The following is a 25,577-nucleotide window of genomic DNA, read 5'->3' as shown; positions in this document are numbered from 1 at the left end:
TGTCTCCCTGCCAGTGTCTGTTGCGCTCGACTATCTGTGGCAACAGCCGGAATATATTCGATGGTGGGTTTATATCCGGCTAAACAACAGTGTTCTGTTAGAGTAGAGTTGCTTCCTGTCAAAACGGGGGATCATAGAACGGATGGTGAACAGGCTTATTCCCCCTCCTTCAGTATCGTCAATTATGGAACACGATAGCAACAACAGAGCCAGCCGGAACCGACACGGCAGGCGACGGGTGCTTGTCTCGCTCGGGACGGCGGTCACGATGGGGCTCGCCGGGTGTTCCGGCGACGACCAAGCAGGCGACGGCGGGGAGAGCAACGGCGGGACGGACAACAACGCTGACGGAGCAAGTGGGAACGGGAACGGAAATGGCGGGTCGGACAGTAGCGGCGGAAGTGATGGGAGCGACGGGAGCAGTGTCCGGGTCTGTCAAGACCTCGGATCGGACTACCGGCGGTTTGAGCCCGGCGAGCGCCCGTTCGCGTATACCTGTGACTACCCAGATGTGTTCGGCGACCAGTCGGAAGCGACGCCGGGGTTCGACGAGAACGCTCAGGGATTGTTCATAGTCACGCTCGGACCAGACAGCCAGGACGGGGTTTTCCTCCAACTCAACCTCCAGCAATTCGGGCGCGGAACGACACAGGACCAAGCAACCTTTTCCGAGACTTGGGAAGAGCTGACCCAGACCGAGTTCAACGGGGAGGCGGTCACCGCGTCTCTATTCACAGAGACTGCCCGAAGCAAAACGTTCTGGGGGACCTATCTCCCCTATGAGGTTGACGGCCGGACGCTGTACTTCGAAACCAAATTTACCCTTCAGGTGAGCCCCGAGGACGAGGAAGTATCAGACGAGTGTTTGGACTTCATGGAGGAGACGGCAATACACATGACCGAGTCGCTAGAACTCAATCCGGACGCGACCGGTTTGAAGGCTGACCCCTTTGTCGTCACGGCGACGCCCACGGAAGACGGGTGACGGTCCACAGGGACGGCAGGTTTGATGCACCCGACCATGCAGTGACGGAACGATTGCTCCAGAGGACGCTGTCCCACGGATGGCGGAACCGGTCTCTTGCGGGGCGACATCAAGAATACGGTTTCGACGATGCCGGGACCGCCCTCCCGTTCGCCGGTGAGGGTCAGGCAAAGTTGGCCGTCGACCTTCCCACCGACAACCGAGATTGTCGCAACTGCGTCGGGAAACGAGACGGTCGTCCAGCCATCGGGTTTCCGGACCCGCAACTCAGTCATCAGTTCTTCTTCTCTCGGCAAGCAGTATCAGCGCTCTGGCTGGTATCCGAGCCATTTTGTGTCTCTCTCGGAGCCGGAGGAGATCATGAGTACGACAGCACCTTCCTTCGAGGAGTATGACTTCGACCGCGGCGACCACGTCCGAGCCGACTGGACCGACGGAGACGGCCCACTGGATGCAGTCGTCGGAACCGTTACAGAAATTTCGTGTTCCGGCGGCAACGTGATCGTCGCTGTCGAGGCTGACGACGACCAGTATCCCGACCGCTCGATCTACGGCGGGACCCATGATTGCGCTCCCGAGTGGGTCGAACCGATAGAGAAATCATAGTCTGACAGCAAGGGAACTTGCCCGTATTTTGTGAGCCTCCGCCGGGTGAGAGGCGGTCCAGAGAGAGCGTTTTGACTACCAGTTATATTGGAGAAACACACAGCACAGATCAAGTTAGTTTGTTTCGGCCCCGATCTCACTCTAGGGGCTGGTCGAGAATGTCAAAGATATCGACAGCCTTGAACTCCTGATACCGCTCTTTCCCCGTTGTTTCGGTCAGGACATCCTGTGCCTCCAGTTCTCGAATTGCGTTCCGTGCTGTTTGTGCGGTCACATCCAGTAGCTCGGCAACGTCGTTCGTGGTCAGGTATGGCTGCTTGAACAGGCGCATCGCCAACCGGTCGGCGGCTGTTTTTTCATGTCCATACGTTCGCTCGTACTCTCGACGAAGATTCCGAAGATTGTTCGTTCGTGTGACTGCCTCGGCAGCTTGTGAGCGAATTCCCTCGACGAAGAACTCTAGCCAGGGCTCCCAGACACCCGTTTCGCTGACTGTTCGCATCCGGTCAGCATACTCGATCTTGTTGCGGTTGAAATACGCGCTCGGATACAGATACGGTTGTGTGAGATAGCCGTTCTGAATCAGCTGTAACGTGATGAGAATACGTCCCAAGCGGCCGTTCCCATCCTCGAAGGGGTGAATCGTCTCGAACTGATAGTGGACGAGCCCAAGCTGAACAAGGTCGTGGTACTCGCTGGTCGTGTTACAATACTCAATTAGATTCGTCATCAGCTCCGGAATCCGGTCCGGTGCTGGCGGGACGAATGGTTCCTGGAACGATGAGGCTGCTGGGAGATTGATCGGCTTCGCACGGAACTCCCCAGGGTATTCACAGTGACCACGCACGTCCGCCATCAGCAACTCGTGCAGGTCCTGTAACAGTCCAAGTGTGATCTGGTCGCCCTCGGAGAGCCGAGTCGCACCTTTAGTGATCGTCCGCTCGTAATTGAGTGCTTCTTGGACATCCTTCCGAGTGGTGCCGCTATCGGCGAGCTCCTGGGACCGGAATACGTCCTCGATATCGATATCTGCACCCTCAAGCACGACCGATTCGACGGCTTCGCGACGGACCATTGTCGTGTACAGCAACGGATTGGCTTCCGTCTCGTCGCCAATCCCTTCTAGCCGCCCGAGTTGATAGATGGCGTCCTGCAGCAACTGCTGGAAGTCGGTGTCGAATTCGAGGTCATGTGCCGGTGGCAGCGGATCTGGGAGATAGTATGGCCGGCGTCCGAAGGGAACATACTCGCCAGGTGCTTTATCTGGAAGACTGTTGCTCGCCATTTTGCTTGCAGTCATCGTATTCGGGCTAAGGCAAAAACACTGGTGGTGTATTTTGGTTAGCACAGTGAGTATCCGATATCTCTATATATGCGGAAAACCGGACACCGTTGCTAACCCAAATCGGGGATGCAAGCTACAGGAAGGTCTTGTGACTGGACTTGGCGCCACACCTGTTGTGACTACTGGAATCGTTGTAGTCGCTCCGTTCGTGTTACGACCACTCACTACACTCCTGACAACAGAGGGTCGCTCCCGGTTGCTGCAGCCAGCAGACAGCAGCGTCGACGGCGGCAGGGCAGTGCCACCGCGTCCAGTAGTGTCGCGAGTAATCCCGCGGACAAGCCAGCCGAGCTGGGCACGAACCTATGAGGGTTGGGGCCGCCGCATTGAGGATATCCGCAGCGCCGGCGGACCGTCGTTCGGATTGTCGAAATCCCCGTCACCCACCAGACAGCCCTGAATCGCCTCGTGCTGGGCATCACTCAGATCACGATACGAAAACGCTTGCTCCGCGACCAGTGCTGTGTGAGGCGCTGATACTGGCTGTCGCACTGGTGGCAGACGCCCCCACGAACGTCGACGATCCACTCGCTCATACCAACTGGCGGGGCGGATCGATATGTGGGTACCACGCTCGCCCCGGTGTCGGTCGGTTGGCTATTGCTGCAGTCCTGAGTGGGAATGATAGGCTATACACAGCTACCGCTCATCCACGGCTACTGATCAGTACAGGTAGTGCACCTGTCACCGCAATCAGTCTCTTACTATTCAGCACCGGTTATTGGTTGTGCGACTGAGTGTACTCAAATAACTCCAGACTCAATACGCCTCCAAACCCAATAGCAACTGCTGAGACGATGGTCTCCAAGAGAGTCTGGTCAAGGAGAAGCATTGATACGAGGACTGAGGAAGCGGCTGCGCCCCGAATGATACGAATCTATTTCAGGCGAGATAATGCGTAGTCTACACAGTCATATAAGCGAAGAATAAGTTTGTTTATTTTGTGGGCCGCTTCTTGTATCGGTAATCGACATATAAACGGAGAAACCCAAGAGGAGTAATAAAGAAGAATATGTAGATGCTTGTCGAAGTAACCTCAACCACGCTAAAGTGGTCTAGAACAGTTAATAGACTGACTGCGGCGAGAATAACGTCCACCACTCGCCCTGGACGCGTTTCAGAGAGGGCTTTAGCCATATATTCGGGGGCAGTCCAAGAACACTAAAAGTTGGTCGTGTTGCAAAGTCCTCTAGAGTTCAGTAGCAACTGGCTCCCGTGAGAAACGGGACGTCTCTGGAGTCCACCCATGAGGTGTCCCATGCACGCCACAATCGACGTGCGGTTGATAGCATCAACGGCGACAAAACGATACCGCTGGCCACGCTCGCCGAGTTCGTCACTGACCAGAACACCGAATCAGTTCTTCTTATCCGAGCCAAAGACATCAGTGCTCTGGCTGGCGTAGAGGCGGGTTTGCGTCTCCCCGATAAGTGGTGCCCCGAACATGAGCACCGAACAGCTAATACCCGGTGGCAATCGGCAGGCAAAGTCACCGGCGCATTTTTCAACCGCCACTATAAGTGATACATATAAGTCTCACAACAGATGATTTTCGGGAGTTTACCCGTTTAGATCCGACTGATGATGAGGATCTCGGACTTGGGGACGCTCTTGTTGCAGTCGCCGTTGATGTTGATGTGGATGCTGTTGCCGAGGTCCGGGATGCCCGCGAACAGATATGACGTACCTTCTCGATACAAACATTCTCATGTCGCTGATGCCCTCCAGCCGCCCGAGCTGATAGACTCCATCTTGTGATAACTGCTGGAAGGTGGATTTGGATTCCGGGATATTTGCGGCCAGAGTAGCTCCCTGATATGCGAGCACGGCGCAACCTCCATTGGCCCGTGGCATCGGCGACTTTCTCACCCGCATTGATATCGTAAAAAGACACCCCTTGTAGGGAGCGGTATCGAGGTCTGTATAGCGTTCATAGCAATCCAATTTAGTATTGCCCGGAACAGCCGGGTATGCGAGATGCAACATACCCGCAACTGTGGGCCGCTGTCCGGGCCACGCGGAAAGCTGGCCGGACGCTTGAGTCCGTCAAACCGGCCGCCGATCAGTTTCAAGTGAAACACAACGGCGATATAGTCACTGAGGCAGACCGTACGGTCGAAGAGACCATACTAGCGGAGCTGAGTGGGCAGTTTCCCGACCATACTGTCGTTTCCGAAGAGAGTGCCCCGGAGTTCACGACAAAACCGCGCTGGATCATCGACCCGATTGATGGCACGACGAACTTCCTCAATGGCATCCCCCACTATTCCATCTCTATTGCCTTCGAGGGCGCAGGCGAACCAGATGTTGGAATTGTCTATCATGTCCCCTCAGAGACGATGTACACTGCCATCGAGGGTGGCGGTGCATACGCCAACGGCCAGCCGCTGTCACTGTCGGCAACGACTGAATTGTCCGAGGCGCTTATCGTGACAGGATTTGACACAGCGTCGATGCAGGCACAGGAATACGACCACTTCCGCACCATCCTCAATGTGACACAGGGCGTCAGGCGGTTCGGCTCGGCGGCTGGCGAACTAGCGATGGTCGCCGCCGGGCAGTTCGATGCGTTCTTCGAGCGGCAACTCTCCGTCTGGGACACTGCGGCAGGTGTCAAAATCGTTGAGGAGGCCGGCGGCGAGGTGACCCGAATCAAAGCTCTTGACGGAAAGAACAGCGAGATGGTGCTGGCCTCAAACGAGGCCATCCATCAGGATCTCGTCGCGCTGGTGTCGGCCGGGACTGTCCCCAAGATGGACGGCCAGTAGGAGCAAAGGGGGCGAAAATTAGTAGCCGTCACGGCCACGTTCGTTTAAATACCCCGGTTTGTAGATATATAGCGACGTATAGCATAATATTATAAGATCTTTTTTATATACTTGTAATTCTCTCAGCTGATGACACGGAACAGCACCACATCGCAGGGTGAGGCCCAACAGACGCGGCGACGGTTCATCACCGCTGCAGGTGCGGCGGGGGCGACGGCATTCGCGGGGTGTATCGGCGATTCAAGCGGTGGGTCGGGGACCCAGACGATCACACTCGCTGTGTCCAGCGGTGACGGGGAGCTGATCAAGCGATTGCTGAAGAACCACGTCGAATCGGAAGTCGGCGTGACGACGGAGACAACGATTCTCCCGAACGCGAACCTCTTTGAAAAACTCTCGACGATGTTTCAAAGCGAGAAGGCGACTTACGACATCGTCGCCATGGACGATCCGTGGATGCCACAGTTCGCGCGGCATCTCGCGCCGGTCCGGGACCACGTCGACTCGCTGCCGACCGACCAGATCATTCAGCAGACCCTCGACATCGGGACCTGGCCGACGCCCGGTGAGGCAGTCCCGCCGAACGCACAGGACGCTGAACCGGAACTGAAAGCGCTGTGTGCGGTGGGGAATTCACACATCTTCGTCGTTAACGAGCGGTTGTACTCGGAGGTCGGCGAGGATCTGCCCGAGACGTGGGAAGATGTCTACCGCGCTGGACAAAAAATCTCTGAGCAGGTCGATGGTGCGGAAGGGTACGCCATGCGTGGCAAGAGCGGGAACCCCATCATGTCCTCGTATTTCAGCGTTGGCATGAGCATGGCTGGGAATATGTTTGACGAGAACTGGGGCTACGACTGGGCCGACGACAGCGGTATCGAGGCAGCCGCGTTCTTCCTCAACGATCTCGGTTCTATCAGCCCAGACGGGGTCGCCTCCTTTGATAACAGCCAGGTGCTCTCGGGACTGGCTGACGGAAGTATCGCTGCGGCCCCACAGTGGCCCTCCGGGACCTCGCTCCTGTTGAACGAGGACAAGGCGACTGAGTACGAGAACATCACGTTCCTGCCGATCCCAGAGGGTACAAAGCGGGCGGCCCCTGTCCAGGGGAACTGGTTGCTTGGCATCAATAGTTACGCCGATGCGGAGACAAAAAGCGCCGCTGGCGACGTGCTCCAGGCGTTCGTCTCGAAGCAGGCTCAAGAGCAGTACGTCGACCTCGGCGGCGTGCCGTTCCGACACGACACGTTTGAGGAGAACATGGACGCCCAGCCGTGGTTCGAGGCCCTGTACGGTAGTCTCCAGAACGCGAAACCGCGGCCCCGGACACCGCTGTGGAGCGAAATCGAGACCGCACAGGGGCAGCCGCTGAACGCCGCGCTCGTCGATAATATGTCCGTCGAAGAGGCAATGACCGAGGCCGAGTCACAGATCGAATCGATTCTCGATGAGAACGGCTACTGAACCGGACCGGGACAGTCGATAGCCATGTCACACTACTCCGAGACGGTCGGCGGCGGCCGCTACGAGCGTGTCCTGCTGTGGGTCGAGGATCACCTCCGGTGGATCTTGACGCTTCCAGCGCTTGCCGTTCTCGCGGCGTTTTTCATCTATCCGGTCGGTCGTGCGCTGGTGCTGTCACTGTACCAGTTCGACACGGGCGGGCGGCAGTTCGTTGCGCTCGAAAACTACGTAGCGATACTAACGGCGGGCGCATTCTGGCAGTCGCTGTGGATCACGGCGAAGTTCATGTTCTTCGCCGTCTCGCTTGAGGTCGGCCTTGGCATCGCCATCGCCTTCGTCCTCAACAGCAAGGTGCGGTTCCGGGGGCTGATCCAGACTATCGGCCTCGTTCCGCTCGTCATCTCGCCGACGGTCGTCGCGCTGCTGTGGCAGTTGCTGTACCAGAACGGCGGCGTCCTCGATTCGCTGGTCGCCCCGCTGACGAGCGGTCCGGTCCCGTGGCTCAGCGACCCCTCCATTGCGCTATACGCGCTCGTCCTCCCCGATGTCTGGCAGATGACACCGCTGGTGACGCTTATCGTCCTCGCTGGCCTGCAGTCGGTCCCTGACCACGTCCAGGAAGCGGCAATGATGGACGGTGCCGGGCGGATGCGGCGACTTGTCGACGTGACGCTGCCGTACATCAAGGAACTCGTCGTCCTGGTACTCATCCTCCGGGTCATCGGGACGATGCGTGTGTTTGCGAAGGTGTTCGTCCTCACCCGAGGTGGCCCGGCAAAATCAACGGAGGTCATCAGCATGGCCATGTACCGGGAGGCGTTCAGCTACGGGAACTACGGCCGGGCGTCGACGATGGCGCTGCTCCTGTTGCTCATCGCCCTGGCGATCACCTACGCCTTTGCGACGGTGTCGGAGGTGGAGTTCTGAGATGGCGACCGACACGAAACCGAAACGGGGCGTCGGCAGGGCGCTGCTTGCTGGCGTCGAGCGCATCCACGAAACGCTCGACAGCTACGGGCTCGTCCCGACCGTGACGAACGGCATCGCCCTGCTGTTCGTCATCTGGACGCTGTTCCCGGTGTACTGGATGGTGTCCGGATCGCTCCGGACCCGAAGTGACCTGCTCGCAACGCCGCCGAAGCTGGTCTCGACGGCGCTCACGGTCGGGAACTACCCTGAGCTGTTCGCCCAGCGCCCGGCGTTCTACGAGTTCCTGTTCAACAGCGTTGTCGTGACGGTCGGCTCGACCGCCCTCGCAGTGTTGCTCGGGACCGCAGCGACCTACGGGTTCGTGAACTACGAGTTCCCGTACGACCTTGGTCGATTCCACCTGCCCTTCCTCGTGTTGACGACGCGCTTTCTGCCGCCCATCGTGACGGTGATTCCGCTGTACGTCATCTTCGATACCGCGAACCTGCTCAACACGCGGCTGGGCCTCGTGCTCGCCTACGCCGCGTTCAACATCCCCTTCGTCGTCTGGATGCTGAAGGGCTTTTTCGCCGAGCTCCCGGACAGCATCGTCGAAGCCGCCGTTCTCGACGGGCACACGGAACTCGGCGCGTTCTTCAAGATCGTGTTGCCGATGGTGCGCCCGGGGCTGATCGCGGCGACCATCTTCACCGTCATCAACGCCTGGAACGAGTTGCTGTTTGCGGTCATTCTTACGAGCAACACCGAGGCACAGACCCTCCCCGTCGCACTTGCGACGTTCAAGACGGCCTACGCGATTCAGTGGGAGCTGCTGACCGTGGCGGGGACGATTGCGATGGCCCCCGTTTTGCTGTTCGCGTTCCTCGTCCGGGAGAAACTGCTCCGTGGGTTCACGATGGGGGCGGTCCGATGACGACGACACGGCACCGTGTACAGACAATAACTAGCGACAGGCGGAGCGAACACTAATGGTACGCGTACGCTACGACGACGTGACGAAACGGTACGGAAACGAGATTGGTGCAAAAAACATCGATATCACCGTCGAGGACGGCGAGTTCGCTGTGTTGCTCGGCCCGAGCGGCTGTGGGAAGACGACGACGCTGCGCTGTCTCGCGGGGCTTACCGACCCCACAGAGGGCGAAATCCGCATTGACGGGACAGACATCACTGACAGGCATCCGAAAAACCGCGACATCGCGATGGTGTTCCAAGAACTCGCCCTGTACCCGCACATGGGCGTCGCGGCGAACATCGGCTATCCGCTCAAAGTGGAGGGCATTGACAGGGCGACGCGGCGGGAGCGCGTCGAAGACGTCGCAGAGACGCTGGACATCGGCGAACTGCTTGACCGCGAGACAGACGAACTCAGCGGCGGTCAACGCCAGCGGGTCGCAATCGGCCGGGCGATCATCCGTCGTCCGAGCGTGTTCCTGATGGACGAACCGCTGGCGAGCCTCGACGCGAAGCTGAAAGTCGAGATGCGAAACGAAATCAAGAAGCTTCAGCGAGAGCTGGGCATTACGACCCTGTACGTCACCCACGATCAAGAGGAGGCGATGACGCTTGGCGACAAGCTCATCGTGATGAACGATGGGACCGTCCAACAGGTCGGGACGCCGGCCGAGGTGTACCACGACCCCGCGAACCAGTTTGTCGCCGGCTTCATCGGCAGCCCGAGCATGAATTTCCTGCGGGTCCGCCGTGAGGCGGCCGGCTCACAGCGAGTCGTGGCTGCCAACGACGCTACGTTTTCTTTCAGCGTCGAAAGACTACCCACCGCTGTTGACGACACCGACCCATTTGTCCTCGGCGTCCGGCCCCAGTACTTCTCGGTTCACCAGTCACCAATCGACGGCGCAGCCAAAGCCGAGGTCACAGTAACGGAACCGATGGGCGACGAGCAACTGCTCACGGTCCAGTTCGACGGCGACGACAGGGAGATTGCAGTTCGAGCGCCGTTTGACGTGAGCGTTACACGGGGTGACACCATCTGGCTGGGCGTTTCCGGCGAACGTGCCTACGTGTTCGACGTCGAAACGGGAGCGCGGATTCGACAGACCGAGCTATCTACAGATACCGCCGTTCCCACCGGTAGCCAGCCGTAAGATGTGGCGGCGTACCATCGGTAGAACTCGGCATACTGCGGACAGTATTACACAGGCCAATAAAAGGTTTCAGACAATGAAATGGTAAATAACACGCAGAACAGGCGTCACACGACGGACGAACAGGTCTCGGACAGAAACTACCCGGCGAGCCGGCGCGCAGTGCTACAGCCGGCCGGCCTCGCGGTCGGTGGTACGGCACTCGGAGGGACAGTGATGACGCACACAACAACGGCAGAGAGTTCGTTCGAGACGAAGACGTGGCAGACGGACGCCGTCCCCGAAACACCGGTTCGGGAACTAAGCTTCCCCGGGACCCATCACGCTGCGATGGTGACCGATGAGCCGGACTCGCCAGAGTACTACGACTGCCAGACCAGAGATGTCTACACGCAACTCTCGGACGGAATCCGGTTTCTGGACGTTCGCGTCGAGTCACAGGGCGACGGCGACGGAACCGTATTCTACGGCCATCACGCCGATGAAACCGGCCAGTCCCTCGATGAGACGGTGTTCCCAAAGATTGCCCAGTACCTCTCAGCGGTCGACAACGCCGGGGCCTCGGAACTGATCTTACTCAAGCTCTCGCATTTCTATGATTCCGGTGCGTTCAGCGACGATGCGTTCGAGGCAGACGACTGGGAAGCGCTGTCGACGCTCCTGACCGACACGTTCGGGGCGTACGCATTCGACTTGGGTGCGGTGGGCGGCACTGATGCCCTCCTTGATGCAACACTCTCCGAGTTCGATGGACCGAAGATAGCGATCTTTTATCGGACGCTCACAGAGCACGACGACCCAGTCTCACTGCCTGATTTCACCGCGCCGTGGGCCGGCTGGGTAGCGAGTTCCTATCCAGACACAGCTACACCAGGGGATGTGCTGGCAAACGGTGTCAGGAACGACCACACTGAAACGGACCGGCTGGGCGAGACACAGTGGATCATCCGCGCACCAACAGATCTCTACAGCGGCGCACAGCAGACGAACGCGATGTTACCCCTGTACGAGCAAGTCGTCAGCGTCGCTCCGGAACTGAATCCGAACCTTATCCGTGTCGACTACTACGAAACGTCCGATATCGTCCCGCTCTGCCGCCGACTGAGTGTCGCCGGGCTGGATGGGACAAGTGATACGCCCCCGATTTCAGAAGGTGTCTACTCGGTCCACTCGGTAGAGACGGGAAACGTCATCGAAATCACGGATGGGGATACCAGCGACGGCGCGAGCGTGGTTGAGGCCGACTGGACTGAGAGTGACCACCAGCGGTTCAGCATCCAACCGACTGGCGACGGCACGTACCGACTCGACGCAGTACACAGCGGCAAGGTACTCGATGTAGAAAACGAAGGAACAGACGACGCGGTCGACATCATCCAGTGGCCCTGGACCGGGAATGCGAACCAGCGGTGGTACGCTGTATCAGCCGGAGACGACCGCTACGCGTTCATCAACAAACACAGCGGTCGCGTGCTTGACGGCGAACAACCCGGCGCGAACGTCCACCAGTGGCACTGGGAAGGGGACCCAAATCAACAGTGGACCCTCCATAGTCGGTGAGCGTCGCTATCCCAGTCTCTACACAGGCTCCTCATCGGCAGTTGTATACACCTCCCCAGTCGGGGCCCTTTCATTGCCCTGTCACACCTGTTGTGACCAGTGGAATCGCTGTAGTCGCTCCGTTCGTGTTACGACCGCTCACTACACTCCTGTACGAATGGGGTCGCTCCCGGTTGCTGCAGCTAGCAAACAGTGGCGTCGACGGCGGCAGGGCACGTACCACCGCGTCCAGTAGCGTCGGTTCAGTGTCGGTTCTGGTCCTATCCGATGTGTGTCACAGGGTTAGGGCGATGATTCCACCACAACGGGTGTGACGCCACCTGTGGCGGCTTTGTGGTCACTGTTTTCCAACAGATCGAGGCCGATGTAGCGTTTTTCGAGTAACCCTTCGGCAGTCTTCATATCCATCGCGAGAATCTCGGTTTGGGTCTGGTCCCGTCCGACCTGCCGAGTTTTCTCGACGACGTCGTCGCCGCCGATGTCGACCAGTGTCTCCCAGACGCGCTTGATCGTCTGGCGATGTGGTTCCTTCCCGAGTTCCGCGGTGAGGGCTGTCTGCAGGTCGGTTTTCGTCATGAACACGCCGCTGCCGTCGGTTCGTGTCGTGGCAAATTCCGGCCAGCGCTTGGCGATGCTGATCGCCCGGTAGGTGTTCTGGCGGTTCGAGCGCTCGACGAACATGGTCTTGACCTTCGATTGGCGGCAATTCGCGAAGAAATCCAGCGGCGAGCTGCTGGGTTCGATACCTTCGGGGAGTTGCTCGGCGTCTTCCTGCTGGTCGGCGTCGGCTTCGAGTTGCTGGGCTTTGGCGATAGCACTCTTGGCAACCTCGCGGGTGGTCTCCTGCTGGGCTTCGAGGTCGTCAAGGCGCTGGTCGTTCGTGGCGGCGTCACCGACCGCCGTGGTGGCAACCTCGTGGGTCCGTTCGAGGTCGGCCTCTAGTTCGGTGACGCGTTCGTGGAGGTCATCGATAGTCGCGACCAGCGTCTCAAGAACACTCGAAACGAGGGGTGACACGTCGCCGTCGAGGTCGTTGACGAGCGACTGGAGTTGCTCAAAGTTCGTATTCTCTTGTCCGATATCCATGTCGAGGTGGTCGGCGAGGGCTTGGTCGGTGGCTGTGTCGTCGTTGGGGTTTGTTTGTCGTGGCATTGTGACCACAGGACCCGTGCTCGGAATCGAACCGAGCAGTGCTGACCACAGCACGGGCTACCGGTGACGTAGCTGGCGCTCTCTAGGCGAGCGGTTGGCTCGTGGCAACCCCGCTCCGTCTAGTGGATTTGTGTCGTGGCACCGCGCCGACGACGAGCAGTGCGTGTGTGCTGCCGTCGCCCGGACCGGCGTGGCACTGGGTTCACCGGTCGCGCTCCGCTGGTGGCAGTGGTACAGTCGTGGCTGGGTCCGGAGTGGGTGCTATGGTGGGTCACGTTTCGACCACCACCCGTCGCTCAATGGCGACATCGTGGGCGTGGTCCCCGTGATGGTACTGGTCATAGTAGTTCTCGATGGTAGGGAAGTCAGCCGTCCATTCGGTGTAGTGGGTGAGATCACCGACGTGGTAGCGGAGTCGCCACTGGGCTGTGTCTGATGACGCTGTCTCGGTGGCAGGTTCCGGTGATGGATCAGCGCGGGCCATCAGTCATCCCCTCCTGCGAATGGCCCAGGACGGCTGCTATCGCGTTCAACCAGCACGCAATCTGGGAGCGGAACGGTTCGTCAGTCCGACCGATGGCCTGACCCAGCTGCCGGCGTGTGGGCGTGTCGTACTCGGACGCCCGCAGCCGGTGGAGCGTTTCCGTTGCGAGGTCTGCCAGCAACACGCCGTTGATGTGCTCGTCGCCGACAGTACGGACTAGCAACAGCGGGTTACTATTGGTGGTCGTAATGGCGACGATCTCGCCGACGGTCGGGTGGGTAGTCATCGGCCAACCTCCCTGTAGAGTGAGCAATTGATGAGGCGTTGATACCCACTCGGAAACGCAGTACCGGATAAATGACGGCCAAAACGACTTTTATCGATACTTACCAATGAATCGGATGAGTTCCCGAGGCCGGAGTGACTGTCAGTGGGGCCAATCGGAGGTAGTAGTTGGTCCGGATCCGGAACTCGATGTCGGGGTTGCTGATCTCGAATGGTGGTGGAAGCGCTAGCTTCAGTACGGCTGTCCCCCGGCTGGCCACCATTCTGTCGCCGGTACGCTTGCGGCTGTGTCGTACTCCATGAGCGGACAAACTGTGAGTCTGAGTCACAACTGTTTTTGATACCAACATCATAGCGGTCGGTTGGGTACTGGTCTCTATTCCATCCCCCCATGGACCCACCCCGAATCATCGATTTGCCCGAGGCCAGAACCCGTCGTCGTGGATGACGACTTCCGGTGGTGCGTTGCACGCCACTTCTTACACCCCCCAGCAGCCCACCACTTTCATACCACGACCCACTCTCCTGACGAGTCACTTGTCTACGTGGCAGTGAGACTGGAGGTTGCTGGCATCGGGGCCGACGGGGATGAGACAAATCCCAGCGCTTGCTTGCGATTCGACGGAAACCGCAAGCGATTTTATTCCGACTCATGCTATCTTCAGTTGGGTTCTGGTCCCCGCTCAGCATCCCCATAGGACCCATCTGATTCATCAAGTAGTCTGGGTCCAGAACCCGTCGCCGATTCAGGCGACGCTGAATGGGCTGTGATACGCCATTTCCCCGTGGCTGTCCCCCATTCTTCTCCTGAGATGACTGGTGCCAGTGTGTAGTCTGGTTCCGATATGCGGAATTACGTCTCTGAATATGGACTCCACCGGAGTCTGAGTGGGCAGCGAATCGGGCAGCTGGAGGCTTGAAACTGCGTGACAGGGGCGAATTAAAATTAATTAGGAGGAGGGCATAGCGTAGACACGGGTTCTGATCCCCGCTACAGGCTGGATCCCAGGATGGTTTCAGTTGGGCCATGCCGTGAACAGGGTCCAGAACCCGCCCGTGCCTCTGACAGACGGGTGGCAAATTCTGTGCCCGTTGCCACCCCACACTCGCCTTCGGGTAGCTGTATAAAAGCCGCGTGATATCAGAGCCACGGGAGTGTACAGGTACCATCACTGTTGGGCACCTCTGGTCAGACAGGGCCGCTCGCAGAGTTGTGCGAGCGTCTCGGCGTGGCACTGGAGCTTGTGTCTGCCAGCGTCAGTCAACGTATACACGTTGGTGCAAGCGTCGAGCTCGTCCCGGTTGATGAGATTCTGGTCAACGAGCTGGTCGAGATTCTGGTAGAGACGGCTGTGGTTGATCGGATCGACGTAGCGCTCGTCGAGGTAGTCCTTGAGCGCGAGGCCATACGGATCGTCGTCGACGGCGGCGATGGCCTCCAGGAGATCGCGCTGGAAGCCCGTCAGGTAGTGGTAGGTCGTCATCGGTCGCCTCCCGGCTCGTCGGCGTCGGTGTCGACCCGCCGCAGCGTCGCTGGCTCGGGCTGGTAGCACTCGCCCTGCACCAGTAGATCCAGCAGGGCCGTCAGCGCCCGCTTGGCTCCATATTCGCGGGCGAGCGTGTCCAGTACGTTGCCGGCAGACGCGCCGTGGCTGTCTTCGCTGGTGGCGATAACGTCGAGCGCGTGGCTGCGGATTGCGGGCTCGGCGTGGGTCTGCACGACGAAGCCGTCCGTGTTCCGGAGGTAGGTGCTGACAGCGTCCAGCAGTTCGAGTTCCTCATCAGCGAGGGCGGGTTCGGCGGCCTGCAGGACGGTGTCGAGGCGGGTGGCCGCCGCCGTGTGTGAGGGGATGGTGGTGCCGCCGTCGGTGGCGACCAGATCGTGGCCAGTGACGATAGCCAGCGACCGGGCGGCCTGGGTGATGGCGTCCTGGCCGCGGTCGGTCAGGGCGTAGGTCTCGTCGGTGGTGACCAGGTCGTTGGCTTCGAGCTCGGCGAGGGCGTCCGTGACGTGGGTGTCCTCAAGCGTGGCTTCGCGTCGGGTTTCGACGGCGATCTGGAGGGCGTCGGCGGTAGCCGCGCGGTCGTAGTGGTCGTGGTCGGCAATCGCTTTCAGGAGGTCCCGCTGGAGGGCGGTGCAAGTGTGCCAGGCAGTCATGCTCTCCCTCCGGCGAGGAGAATGGTTGGCGAGCGATGCGACTCTTCGTGGGTGGGCTTGCTGGTGGTCATGGGTTCGATGGGACGCCGGAGGTTGCTGTGGGCGTCGCCTATCTCGCCCTATTGACTCGACAGGACTTATTAGTTCCGCACGTGCCGAAGAATTTGCACCAATAGAGGAACTGAATGAACGGTGATATTTTCTCAGATGGTCTCGAACACAGAGCTAATGGGTCGCCGGAAACGAGTTGAAGACGATGAAATACTACAGGCTATAGCTGTCTCTCCAGACCCTATAGTTACTGCGTCGGAACTCTCTGAGCATATGGATTACACTGATGATGGCGTGCGAAACCGATTGGACGATCTCGAAGAGCAAGGTTTAGTGATGAGTCGTGATGTCGGTTCCAGAGCCAAAGTCTGGTGGATTACGACTCAGGGGCGGCAGAAGCTTCGATAGAGGCCTTCCACCAAACTACTGAGCGGGCACCGACCTGTCTGGAAACAACTCTTCCCTCGCCTTCTAATTCTTTGAGACGGCGGCGTAGACCATCCTGACCAATTGGAAGCTCCTGTGCCATCTCAGGCGCTGTTCGAACCGGTGCATCAACCATCTCGAATTGTTCGAGAATTTCTTCATCAGTTACGCTCACCCTTCGTGCCATCGTATGATCCATTTCGTCTCTTTGTGCCGAAAAACTTTTGATTAATCGGCACGTGATAATTAATACGGAACACACGCGCCGCTGGTCGATTTTGTACGAAATCGCCCCGGTGGTAGGACACCGAGGCGCGTGGTTCCCACAAGAACCAATGGCAACTACGCAATCCAATCCACAAGAACGTACCGCACGCGAATTACTTACTCAGGGCCGCCCGCTCTTTCTGGGCGTCGACAGCGAGGGTGCTGCCCACTACTGGGATAGCTATGAATTTGCTGTGGCTATCGTTTCGGTGAACGGTGAGGCGGAGAAAGTTGAGTTAGCTGCAACGCCCTTCGAGACGCTTTCCGACTGGTGCGAGTATACTCGGGGCGAGCGCGGGTGGGATATCGGCCCGCACGTCGGTGGGTCGCTGGTCGGCGATCTTGTGCGAGGTGTTGAGGCATGAGCTGCACTGTGGAAGAACGGAAGCGTGTTCGGCGTGCTGCGAGAGCGATTCAGGAGGAAGTGCCGACTGAGTCGGTTGATGTGCTCGCGCCCAGCGCGAGCCAGTACGGTGAGTGGACGCTTGATGCCGTGCTTCGGGACTGTGAGGGTGTGCCGCCGGAAGTGCTCAGGGAGTTAGCGTTGGCCGGGTTGACGCTGCAGCCGACGCCACCGCAGGCGGAGTATCAGCACGTGGCGGCGACGGTGTAGCCAAAAGTGCTAACCAACAATAGCTGACCAATACCCATACCGTTGGTTAGCCGAGAACCGATTGATTTCTGACCAGCGTTTGTTTCTCACCAGAAATACCCGCTCAGTAAGTGTGCGAATTGACCGTCAAGGTTTCTACCAACTCAGGGAGGTGTTCTGATAGCCGTGCAAGATGGAAAGCGCGAGTCTTACATGACCTCGCTCTGGACTGAAAGGAATCCGAATCGGTGGTACAGAAGTGCTACTTCTTGCGTTTCTAAGGTTCTAATCCATATTCTTCTGGATCATACGCACCGAGAACGAGTACAGACAGTATCAGTATCCCATTCACAGCCAGAGAAACCCAGAACATATCTACACTGAGTGGACCAACAGTGGCCGGACTATTGTCCGGGTTAGAGAGTACAATAGTCATTATTGTCCCGCATACACCTAAAATTGGGAGTCGGTAATGGTGTATTTTTGTCAATATTCGGAGCACTTTCAACAGCCTTTGTGATTTCCAATCGTAATATGTGTTTTTGTATATCCAACCTACACCCCAGATACCCCGGTAATTCAGCAGATTAGGAATAGCATGGCTACCATCGTCGTACTGCGTGCAATCTCTAAATTCAGCAGCTATCTGGTTGACTCATTTTGAGTCTGGTACACCGCTAAGTGCTGAATAGAACGCGCGAGTCGGTCACTTCGAGGCAACCATGATTCGAAGAGTGGAAGGCTCGGCTCAAACAATTCTTGCTACTTCCAGTGAAGGAGATAGAGGAGGTAGAGACTTGCTCCAAGAACGACCACTCCCGCAAGAAGGAGTCCGACTAAGCCGAGAACTGACGAGGTATAAAATGCAAGCTGGAACAGCTGAAGACCCACGAGAACAGTAAATACAGAGAGGATTGTCCAGAATATCGTTCCAATCAGTGTGCGACTTGTACCAATAAGCTCGTCACGTACGATGGCACGAACGTTCTCTTCATTGAGTTTGTCGGAGGGCTCCATAATGCCGCATAACATAGCTGACGATAATAAAATGACGACCCACTAACTTGGGCTGCTATTCGTCACCCTCGCCTTGCTGAACTCACCCTCTATATCTTGCACGGCGTTTCCGATAGGCTTCTGAGGAGTGTTCGCCGGGCGTGGTAGGTGTGTGACCTGTACTGATTGTACCGCACGCGAACTACTCACCTAAGGCCGACCACTCTTCCTTGGCGTCGACGGCGACGGCGCAGCCCACTACTGAGATAGCCACGAGTTCGCTGTAGCCGTTGCTTCGGCGGACGGTGACGCCGAGACGCCCTTCGAAACGCTCTCGGAGTGGTGCGAGTACACTCGCAGTGAGCGTGGCTGGGATGTTGGGCCACACGTCGGTGGTTCACTGGTCGGCGATCTCGTCCGAGGTGTTGAGGCGTGAGCTGCACCGTCGAGGAACGCAAGCGAGTGCGGCGTGCAGCGCGGGCGATTCGAGACGAAGTTGCTACTGAGTCGGTTGATGTGCTTGCGCCGAGTGCGAGTCAGTACGGTGAATGGACGCTTGATGCTGTGTTGCGTGATTCTGAAGGTATTCCGCCAGAGGTGTTGCGGGAGCTGGCGCTTGCCGGGTTGACGTTGCAGCCGACGCCGTCGCAAGCCAAGTATCAGCACGTGGCGGCGACAGTGTAGCCAAAAGCGCTAACCAATAATAGCAGAGTACTACCCACGATTGTTGGTTAGCCAAGAACCGATTGGCTCCTGTCCGGCGTTTGTTTTACACTATCTCACTAGAAAACTACCCACTCAGTAAGTGCGCGGAGTGAACACCGACTATGAGGAAAAAGATGTTTGTACTGGCCTGACTAGTATATAAGTATGCGAAAAGCCCTCCTTTACCACGGCTCGATGACCGTTTGCGGCGGTATTCTCGGTTTCAGGGGTCTGACCAGTGTCATTTCGGGGGAAGTGTCCCTCGCTCCAGTGCTCCTATCAATTGGCGGAATTGGGATGGTATTCGGTGCAGTGTATGAAGCTGTTCTCTCATCCAATCCGTCTGATTCAATTCCTGACGACCGAATAGTGTGGTCTACGGTAGTGCTGGCTCTAATCGCAGTTATTGCTGGAATTTGGTCTGTGGTTGCATAGTGCCAGGCGATCGGTGAGTTGTCTGTACTGTCTGCCCGCTCAACCGTCTCCATGTAACTCGCCAGTCCATCGCGAACGTCGTCAACGGCGGGCAGCATCAGCTTCCAAAGCTGATCTACCAGCGAGTTCGTCTTCGTCGCCGTTTCACGGAAGCCAGCGAAGCCAACGGCCTTGTCGACGGCGCCCGGCACATACGTCCGGATAAGCGCGGCGACCCGTTCGTCGAGATAGTAGCCCTCAAAGAGGTCAGAATTCCGGTAGGGGGACCCGAGTGTGGCCTGACTCATAGGTAAATACTCTAGACGGTAGCAGGTATGCTAAAGAACCTAGGGGAAACCAGCAGGCCGCCCTCCGGCAATAACTGACAATCAAACGAGGGAAACAGTGGTAAAAAGTCGACGCTATCGGACAGATGTCGACGGCTAACCAACAGCGGTCCGATATTTCACGAAATGTTGGTTAGCTTTACTCGGAGATGAACTGGACGATTGAATCCTTTGCCTGACGTGACTTATCGCTGCTCCCAGTCAACTTCAGCTTCGAACGAGCTGGCAATATTGAATAGGGTCCTCTCATCAAGATGGCTACCAACGAGCATCATTCCAACAGGCAGTCCATCCGGCTTCGCGCATGGAACGGTTAGTGCCGGATGGTTCGTCAGATCAAACATACCCGTATTCGCCAAGTTACCAAGCGTTCGGCTAACCCGCTCAACCCGATTTAGACTGTCATCCCGCTCATACGGAAGCATTGGAGTTGTCGGAAGAACTAGCGCGTCGTGTTCTTCCAGATGGACATTATATTTCCGTTCAGCGTCGAGTGCAAGGTTCTTTGCTTTCGCGTATAGTTCAATACTGTACTCATCCTGTAGATGAGCGTCAGCAAGGAGTGACGTCTTGACCGTTGGCGGGAACTCATGGGCACGCGCCTCACGGAACTTACTGAACGCTTCAAGTAGATCATCCCAGTACCAACCCTTGTAGTTCGTCCCAACGCCTTCGTCTTTCAGGAGACTGATCCCACCCTGAGTTGCTGCAACGGTCCAAATCGGAACAGTGAGTCGGTGTGTCTCAACTGACACTGGCTCTGTTTCCACACCGAGTCCCTCAAGAACCTCAATAGCATCCCGGACAGCGGTATCAACTTCTTCATCTGAACTTTCCCAACCAAACCCTTCCTCAAGGACACCAATGGAAATGTCCTCAAGGTCTTCATCGAGTGCCCCGGTGTAATCATCTGCCTCAACACCACGGGGTTGGCGAGGGTCCATTTTGAGCCCATCGTGGAGATCTTCACCAGCAATCGCCTCAAGAATCGCTGCAGCATCCTCGACAGTCTTGGCCTGTGGTCCAGTGTGGTCGTACCCACGATCAATCGGGAAGATCCCAGTGTACGGCACAAGACCTGTGGTCGGTTTAAGCCCGACAAGTCCAGACCAAGCGCTTGGGACCCGAATAGAGCCTCCCTGATCGCCACCAAGAGCAGCATCACAGTCACCTGCAGCCGGTGCGGCCCCACTGCCACTGGATGACCCTCCTGTGAGGTACCCCTCAGCGTGTGGGGTTTCAACGGTGCCAAAGTCGCTAGTATCACTCGACCCGGACCACGCGAAGCTCTCCATATTGAGCTTTCCTGTGAGAGTGGCTCCAGCGTCCAGTAGTCGAGTCGCCACAGTAGCATCGATCTGTGGAACATACCCTTCAAGGACTGAGGAACCACACGTCATTTCGTAGCCAGCGAGCGCGATATTGTCCTTGAGTCCTATTTCCATACCCGAAAGTGGGCCGTCTTCGGCTCCTTCAACGGTGAATTTCGTGATCCACGCATTGTATGGGTCTTCGTCAGCATCTGGTCGATACCCCGGTGACCGGTCAGTGTACTTGATATCGTGAACGCCAAACCGCGGATTGTCGGCTTCAGCAACGCGCTCAGCCGCTTCAAGTGTCGAGTTAACTAACTGTTGATAGTCCTCAACCTCCTGGTCGTTTAGACTCAACCCCGCAGCAGCAGCAAGTTCTACAAGCCGTTCTTGCGAGGGCTGGTGGATGGTTTGGTCGTCACTACTTGGCATACACTTCTCCTGATTCAATTGCGACGATGGAAATTGTATCTGACACTATTACCACAGCTGTTCCTCAGAGCACATAATTAAATATTTTCCCTAGATGGCATTATTTTCGAGTTATCGGGCAATTTTGATTATATTCGACTACATATATTGATTATACACGCCCAGAAGAAAACCTATGTTTCTCACGAGTCGTGGCGTAATTCATATTTCAACGACCGGCTTATCTCCATGTGTGGTCATCTAACTAACATATAATGGGTTATTGCTCTGTGTGAGATAACCACAGTCCAGCAGACCGTTCACCCTCTTAACCACATCCTCACCACTCTCAGTTTCCGCGTTGGTCAGCCCGCACAACTCGTAGACAACATCAGTGGCCAACTCGCCGGCCGACTCGGCCGTCTTCGTATAATTTGTCAGCCCGTCACCAATGCCGTCAACGGTTGGCAACCACAATGCCAGAAGCCGATTTCCCATCGGGTCCAGTTTCGGCAGCGTGAGATGTATACCGGTCAAGCACATATACTATATTCCGGGCTCGGGGCCTATGAGGCACAGGCGTGGGACTTTTAATCCCGAGACAGAGGGTTCGAATCCCTCCGAGCCCGCTCGCATCCGTTCGTCGATCACAACCGCTTCGGCTCACCAAATTGTCACAGTTCATCAGCAGTCAAACCCAGCACAATCGCAAGACACAAGCCGAATACAGGCATATTACTCATACTTCACTAGCCGGCTCTCAACAAATGACCCAGTGTACAAACTGCGATACGGAAGTCCCCATTCTTGAGGGGAGTTGTACCGACACATATGGTCGACTGTGTGAAGCGTGCAAAGAGATCGTCTCCAGACCAGGGCACCAGGCGAGCGATGGTAGCTCCTCATCATAGCCGCATTCACCATTGAACTGCTATATAGCATACCCACCCCCACACTCCGTTCAGAGACGCCTGTAGTGACTCGTGTTCGTTCAGAACGTCCGCTCGGTATACCGACGGCATCTTCTCTAGTGCCCACGCATCCAGTGCGTCAGTGTGGAACTGCCGTAAAAACGGCTCGATCTTGTTGAGACCGTCGGCCCGTCGATTCCCTCCTTTGATGCGACACTCGTCAGAGCGATGGAACCGAACGCCCCGCCACCGATAACGCGCTGGCAGGCCTTAGACAAACTCCAACAGGCCGGTGTGTCGGTGTTCGTCTCGATGTCACCACACATACCCGACGATGGGCGAAGATGACTTTCACGAGCTACTCAGCTACTTCAGAGCGCTTGGTGAGGTTGTGGTCTTCCACGAACCAATCAATCCCCGTGGCGCGAATTTCCAGCAGTGTCTCACTGCCGCCGAGCAAGCCGGCTACGACGACGTTGTCGAGGAACTCCAGCAGGTGCAGGACAGTCATCAGTACTGGGTTGAGTACGCCCTCGAACAGTTGAATACAGTCCAGCAGGTCGCAACGCGCTTCGACGGGCTCGACGTCCACTCTTGGCCAGACGATGAGTTGGTGCGCTCGACGAGCGGCCAACTTCGGTCGAAGCTCACGGCAATACAACAGGCCGTCTCACCGGAGTCGTTCTCCACACGTGCTACGGACGCCTCGCCTGAGCAGTCCGAGTTAGCTCGGGACGGCAAATCTATAGAGCATCTCATCTGATGACCAGTATGTTGTCGGAATACAACATAGTCCATCCTTTGAGAGCCGGTTTGTCTTGGTATGCGGTCGGCTAACCAACAGCCGGAGCGATTACGGCTTCGTGTTGGTTAGCCACACTCCAGTGGACCAGACACTCTCCGACGGGTTCGTCAATAATCCTGATTTCCTCGCTGGTTAGCTCTCCTCGAACTCCCGACGTAATCGGACTTGACGATTCTCTTCGGGATGGGTCAGTGTCCACGGCGGCTCGCCGGCGTCTGCAGCTTGGTGGACCCCCATTGGCGACATCCCGAGCAGGCCGGCGATCTCCGGGACGTTGAGATCAGAGTAGTCTCGTGCGATGGCAGCGCACTTCTGGCAGTCCTCCCACTCATCTGTTCGATTCTTGTTTAATAGCATCAGGAGCACCATCCCAAGTGCGCTTTCAGAATCAGCAGGTGCTGACGCAAATCCGTGTTCATACATCAGCCTCCAGTTCACAACATTCTCATCCAAGCTACCACCAGGCGCTCGGGTTCTCTCATTAGGCCAGGACATCCATCTGAATGTATCGAAAACTGGCGTATATCGCTGGCGGTTCTGGCAGAACTGGTATATAAAAGTTGCCTTTCAATGACTATTCCCGCCCGTTGGAAAGAATGCGGAGGGTGCATCCTCAAAAATAGTAAGAAATCTAACGTGAGTGCTAAAACCGCTGGATTTTATACCGGTAGAAATTATTGTAGACATAATCACTATTATAGCGGTTGCCCACGATATCTCTCGCAAACTTGTTATGCAAATCTAACTGTTATGCGAAAATTCGACATACTGCGGTGCGTCTGACTATTCGGTTGCTAAAACCCAAATCGGTAAATACCTCCTTCAGTTAAAAGGGTGCGTGTTCTCCGATGATTCTCACCCCGAGAGAGAGTTCACTGTCGAAACTGTTACACTTCCTGCCTCCCCAGGAGCTGTCCTGCTGAATAATGGAGTGGCAGGCCTCTCAGAGCCAGAGTTAGCGGGAATTCTCTTAGCGTTGGTGCGCGACTTTGAAGGGTTTTCACCGGCACCAGAAGCCGCTACCGTTGTCACTGCTGAAGATCAAGTTGAGCTACGGTTTGAACATAAGGATCTACGAGTGCAATTCTACGATGATGACTCAGGACCGGTGACTTGGCAGACAGTGCGGGATTCCTTGCACGCCCTTCCGGATGGGACAGAGTGGCTAATGATCACTATAGGTACTCTAATGGGCCCCGCTAAAACCAAGATTGACGATGCAAATTATTGTGAGAACATGCATTATATTGAAATCTCGAAACATAGAGGATGGAAGGCGGGGGATTGACCCTCTCAACCTCTCGTTTGATTGTTTCAATTGATACCGACGTGATTTTCCAAATTACAAAAGCACGTTAGCCTAAGAGAGCGGACTAAACCGCCGTATAGTTCCGTTCTCTATCCTTGGGATGTCGCATATAGTTGTAGATTATCGATACAGGTTTCTTGCTAGCTGTTCAAGTATTTACCAGATAGTTATCGATACTACTTTTTATAGCTATCTTGAATTACCATTCATGAGTCAGGAAACTCAAGCCATCTCGCCTACAGACATTTTCGAAGAATGGAATAATCCAGAAGAAGGGTCACCGTGTCATGGGTGTGAGAGACGGGATAAACACCAGGTGAAGGGGCCATGGTTTGGCCATGGAGACCATGACGCTGATATTATGATACTTGCAGCAGATCCTGGAGGGAGTAGTTCGGTTGGAGATACTGATGATCCAGACGAGTGGTACAATCAGAAGCGGTACTGGAAGGATTACCCGGGGACAGAAGAAGAGATAGAAAATTACCAGTTGAAGGGGGAATATAGTCACCCCACAATTGAGAAACCCAAAAATATAGACAACCTTCCAGCTTTAGGCGAATTAATAACGGAATTAGAGAAACTCTCACCGTCAGTTTACTACACTAATGTCGCCAAGTGCAGCCATATAAACTCAGCAGTCGACGACAATGTCGATGTCCCAGACGGTGTGGCTGCTGAGATTGAGAATAGAACCGACCTCAATGAAGGTGGGAAGAAACATTGTGCGGAGAACTTCTTATTGGGCGAGATCGAGTACATAGATCCAGATGTGATTATTGCGGCAGCTGATGGTTCTTCTCATATGGAGTACGTCTTTGACTTCTTCTCCCTTGAGAAGCCAGAAAGCACAGCAACTGTCCGTGATTTTGTCTGGGAGACCATCAGTTCGGATGTGAGTAGTGCAGAGGATGTAATTCCGGTTCGCACGTCAGAGAAAATACAGCCGCCGGTGGTGCCAATATATCACTTTAACATGATGTCGATGGGTGTTTCCCAGTTTCTAGGTGACAAGGGACAACCCTTCTATGATTCTGAGCTTGAGCCGCCAAAAAACCGCGGGAAAAACTGGTACTTCGACCTCATTTCAGAGTGCGTTTCCGGACTTATCGAGACGTAGGCCACTGGTAATCGGTGTATATCTCCCAGTTTGCGAAACTGTGGCATATATTGATTCGAGCAAGA

The 25,577-nt window shown here is 56.4% G+C and carries 23 protein-coding genes, 1 tRNA gene and 4 pseudogenes; 17 read left to right on the top strand and 11 right to left on the bottom strand.

Annotation, left to right across the window (positions count from 1 at the left end):
* The first annotated feature begins 184 nt into the window (after positions 1-184).
* Together G9C82_RS18345 and G9C82_RS18340 are read left to right on the top strand one after the other, a co-directional pair.
* Positions 185-985 (top strand): hypothetical protein, encoded by an 801-nt coding sequence (locus G9C82_RS18345; RefSeq protein WP_241244140.1) that lies wholly within the window; start codon positions 185-187, stop codon positions 983-985.
* A gap of 360 nt (positions 986-1,345) precedes the next feature.
* Positions 1,346-1,591: a hypothetical protein gene (locus G9C82_RS18340; RefSeq protein ID WP_127014938.1), complete on the top strand. Its 246-nt coding sequence runs from the start codon at positions 1,346-1,348 to the stop codon at positions 1,589-1,591.
* Positions 1,592-1,727: 136 nt separating this feature from the next.
* Here G9C82_RS18340 and G9C82_RS18335 read toward each other — a convergent pair whose 3' ends face one another.
* Positions 1,728-2,876, bottom strand: a complete 1,149-nt coding sequence (locus tag G9C82_RS18335; protein WP_127015001.1) for a Fic family protein — start codon at positions 2,874-2,876, stop codon at positions 1,728-1,730.
* A 1,628-nt stretch (positions 2,877-4,504) separates the two neighbouring features.
* On the bottom strand, positions 4,505-4,636 hold the full coding sequence (locus tag G9C82_RS20960; RefSeq protein WP_255359470.1) for a hypothetical protein: 132 nt from the start codon (positions 4,634-4,636) through the stop codon (positions 4,505-4,507).
* Between the two features lie 270 nt (positions 4,637-4,906).
* On the opposite strand from G9C82_RS20960, the gene G9C82_RS18330 reads away from it, so the two are divergent.
* The 6 genes from G9C82_RS18330 to G9C82_RS18305 all read left to right on the top strand — a co-directional run bounded on the left by G9C82_RS18330 (position 4,907) and on the right by G9C82_RS18305 (position 11,766).
* Positions 4,907-5,704: an inositol monophosphatase family protein gene (locus tag G9C82_RS18330; protein ID WP_050007811.1), complete on the top strand. Its 798-nt coding sequence runs from the start codon at positions 4,907-4,909 to the stop codon at positions 5,702-5,704.
* Positions 5,705-5,833: 129 nt separating this feature from the next.
* A complete protein-coding gene (locus G9C82_RS18325; RefSeq protein WP_127014936.1) occupies positions 5,834-7,168 on the top strand; it encodes an extracellular solute-binding protein in 1,335 nt (444 codons plus the stop codon).
* Between the two features lie 24 nt (positions 7,169-7,192).
* Complete coding sequence (locus G9C82_RS18320) at positions 7,193-8,095, top strand: carbohydrate ABC transporter permease (protein WP_011225020.1); 903 nt, start codon at positions 7,193-7,195, stop codon at positions 8,093-8,095.
* A gap of 1 nt (position 8,096) precedes the next feature.
* On the top strand, positions 8,097-9,011 hold the full coding sequence (locus tag G9C82_RS18315; RefSeq protein WP_011225019.1) for a carbohydrate ABC transporter permease: 915 nt from the start codon (positions 8,097-8,099) through the stop codon (positions 9,009-9,011).
* A 55-nt stretch (positions 9,012-9,066) separates the two neighbouring features.
* Complete coding sequence (locus G9C82_RS18310; RefSeq protein WP_011225018.1) at positions 9,067-10,206, top strand: ABC transporter ATP-binding protein; 1,140 nt, start codon at positions 9,067-9,069, stop codon at positions 10,204-10,206.
* Positions 10,207-10,422: 216 nt separating this feature from the next.
* Positions 10,423-11,766, top strand: coding sequence for an RICIN domain-containing protein (locus G9C82_RS18305; protein WP_241244138.1), 1,344 nt, complete (start codon positions 10,423-10,425; stop codon positions 11,764-11,766).
* A gap of 282 nt (positions 11,767-12,048) precedes the next feature.
* Here the strand turns inward: G9C82_RS18305 and G9C82_RS18300 are convergent, their stop codons facing one another.
* The 5 genes and pseudogenes from G9C82_RS18300 to G9C82_RS18280 form a co-directional block, all read right to left on the bottom strand.
* On the bottom strand, positions 12,049-12,918 hold the full coding sequence (locus tag G9C82_RS18300) for a hypothetical protein (RefSeq protein ID WP_011225016.1): 870 nt from the start codon (positions 12,916-12,918) through the stop codon (positions 12,049-12,051).
* A 271-nt stretch (positions 12,919-13,189) separates the two neighbouring features.
* The gene (locus G9C82_RS18295) at positions 13,190-13,402 is read right to left on the bottom strand and encodes a hypothetical protein (RefSeq protein ID WP_127014934.1); all 213 of its coding nucleotides are present in this window, start codon (positions 13,400-13,402) and stop codon (positions 13,190-13,192) included.
* Positions 13,402-13,688 (bottom strand): annotated as a pseudogene (locus G9C82_RS18290) (hypothetical protein). Before G9C82_RS18290 ends, G9C82_RS18295 begins: the two are co-directional and overlap by 1 nt.
* 1,168 nt (positions 13,689-14,856) lie before the next feature.
* A complete protein-coding gene (locus G9C82_RS18285) occupies positions 14,857-15,171 on the bottom strand; it encodes a helix-turn-helix transcriptional regulator (RefSeq protein ID WP_127014933.1) in 315 nt (104 codons plus the stop codon).
* Entirely contained in the window at positions 15,168-15,845 is a 678-nt protein-coding gene (locus G9C82_RS18280; RefSeq protein ID WP_127014932.1) for a transcriptional regulator, read from the bottom strand. The genes G9C82_RS18285 and G9C82_RS18280 overlap by 4 nt, the downstream gene beginning before the upstream one ends.
* A gap of 207 nt (positions 15,846-16,052) precedes the next feature.
* Between G9C82_RS18280 and G9C82_RS21105 the strand changes: the two genes are divergently transcribed.
* From G9C82_RS21105 to G9C82_RS18270, 3 genes are all read left to right on the top strand, one after another.
* Positions 16,053-16,304: a MarR family transcriptional regulator gene (locus G9C82_RS21105; protein ID WP_394343589.1), complete on the top strand. Its 252-nt coding sequence runs from the start codon at positions 16,053-16,055 to the stop codon at positions 16,302-16,304.
* Positions 16,305-16,657: 353 nt separating this feature from the next.
* The gene (locus tag G9C82_RS18275) at positions 16,658-16,954 is read left to right on the top strand and encodes a hypothetical protein (RefSeq protein ID WP_127014931.1); all 297 of its coding nucleotides are present in this window, start codon (positions 16,658-16,660) and stop codon (positions 16,952-16,954) included.
* Positions 16,951-17,202 (top strand): hypothetical protein, encoded by a 252-nt coding sequence (locus G9C82_RS18270; RefSeq protein ID WP_127014930.1) that lies wholly within the window; start codon positions 16,951-16,953, stop codon positions 17,200-17,202. The genes G9C82_RS18275 and G9C82_RS18270 overlap by 4 nt, the downstream gene beginning before the upstream one ends.
* A gap of 741 nt (positions 17,203-17,943) precedes the next feature.
* Here the strand turns inward: G9C82_RS18270 and G9C82_RS18265 are convergent.
* Positions 17,944-18,198 carry a hypothetical protein gene (locus G9C82_RS18265; RefSeq protein WP_241244137.1) on the bottom strand — a complete coding sequence of 85 codons (255 nt, stop codon included), beginning with the start codon at positions 18,196-18,198 and terminating at the stop codon, positions 17,944-17,946.
* 151 nt (positions 18,199-18,349) lie between these two features.
* Here G9C82_RS18265 and G9C82_RS20755 point away from each other — a divergent pair.
* A pseudogene (locus G9C82_RS20755) lies at positions 18,350-18,613 on the top strand (hypothetical protein).
* Entirely contained in the window at positions 18,610-18,861 is a 252-nt protein-coding gene (locus G9C82_RS18255; RefSeq protein ID WP_127014928.1) for a hypothetical protein, read from the top strand. The pseudogene G9C82_RS20755 and the gene G9C82_RS18255 overlap by 4 nt, the downstream one beginning before the upstream one ends.
* Before the next feature lie 476 nt (positions 18,862-19,337).
* Here G9C82_RS18255 and G9C82_RS21100 read toward each other — a convergent pair.
* A pseudogene (locus tag G9C82_RS21100) lies at positions 19,338-19,544 on the bottom strand (restriction endonuclease); the annotation flags it as partial.
* 284 nt (positions 19,545-19,828) lie between these two features.
* The gene (locus tag G9C82_RS18245; protein WP_127014927.1) at positions 19,829-21,388 is read right to left on the bottom strand and encodes an amidase; all 1,560 of its coding nucleotides are present in this window, start codon (positions 21,386-21,388) and stop codon (positions 19,829-19,831) included.
* 534 nt (positions 21,389-21,922) lie between these two features.
* Here G9C82_RS18245 and G9C82_RS18235 point away from each other — a divergent pair.
* Positions 21,923-21,996: transfer RNA gene (locus G9C82_RS18235), tRNA-Lys, on the top strand.
* Positions 21,997-22,530: 534 nt separating this feature from the next.
* A pseudogene (locus G9C82_RS18230) lies at positions 22,531-23,041 on the top strand (radical SAM domain-containing protein).
* 174 nt (positions 23,042-23,215) lie between these two features.
* Here G9C82_RS18230 and G9C82_RS18225 read toward each other — a convergent pair.
* On the bottom strand, positions 23,216-23,440 hold the full coding sequence (locus G9C82_RS18225) for a hypothetical protein (RefSeq protein WP_127014925.1): 225 nt from the start codon (positions 23,438-23,440) through the stop codon (positions 23,216-23,218).
* A gap of 481 nt (positions 23,441-23,921) precedes the next feature.
* On the opposite strand from G9C82_RS18225, the gene G9C82_RS18220 reads away from it, so the two are divergent.
* Together G9C82_RS18220 and G9C82_RS18215 are read left to right on the top strand one after the other, a co-directional pair.
* The gene (locus G9C82_RS18220; RefSeq protein ID WP_127014924.1) at positions 23,922-24,371 is read left to right on the top strand and encodes a hypothetical protein; all 450 of its coding nucleotides are present in this window, start codon (positions 23,922-23,924) and stop codon (positions 24,369-24,371) included.
* A 229-nt stretch (positions 24,372-24,600) separates the two neighbouring features.
* Entirely contained in the window at positions 24,601-25,512 is a 912-nt protein-coding gene (locus G9C82_RS18215; protein ID WP_164734788.1) for a hypothetical protein, read from the top strand.
* Positions 25,513-25,577 lie beyond the last annotated feature (65 nt).

The organism is Haloarcula sp. R1-2 (assembly GCF_011627385.1).
Lineage (GTDB): Archaea > Halobacteriota > Halobacteria > Halobacteriales > Haloarculaceae > Haloarcula > Haloarcula marismortui.
The sequence above is the reverse complement of the archived record's forward strand: the minus strand, read 5'-3'. Positions and strand labels throughout refer to the sequence as shown.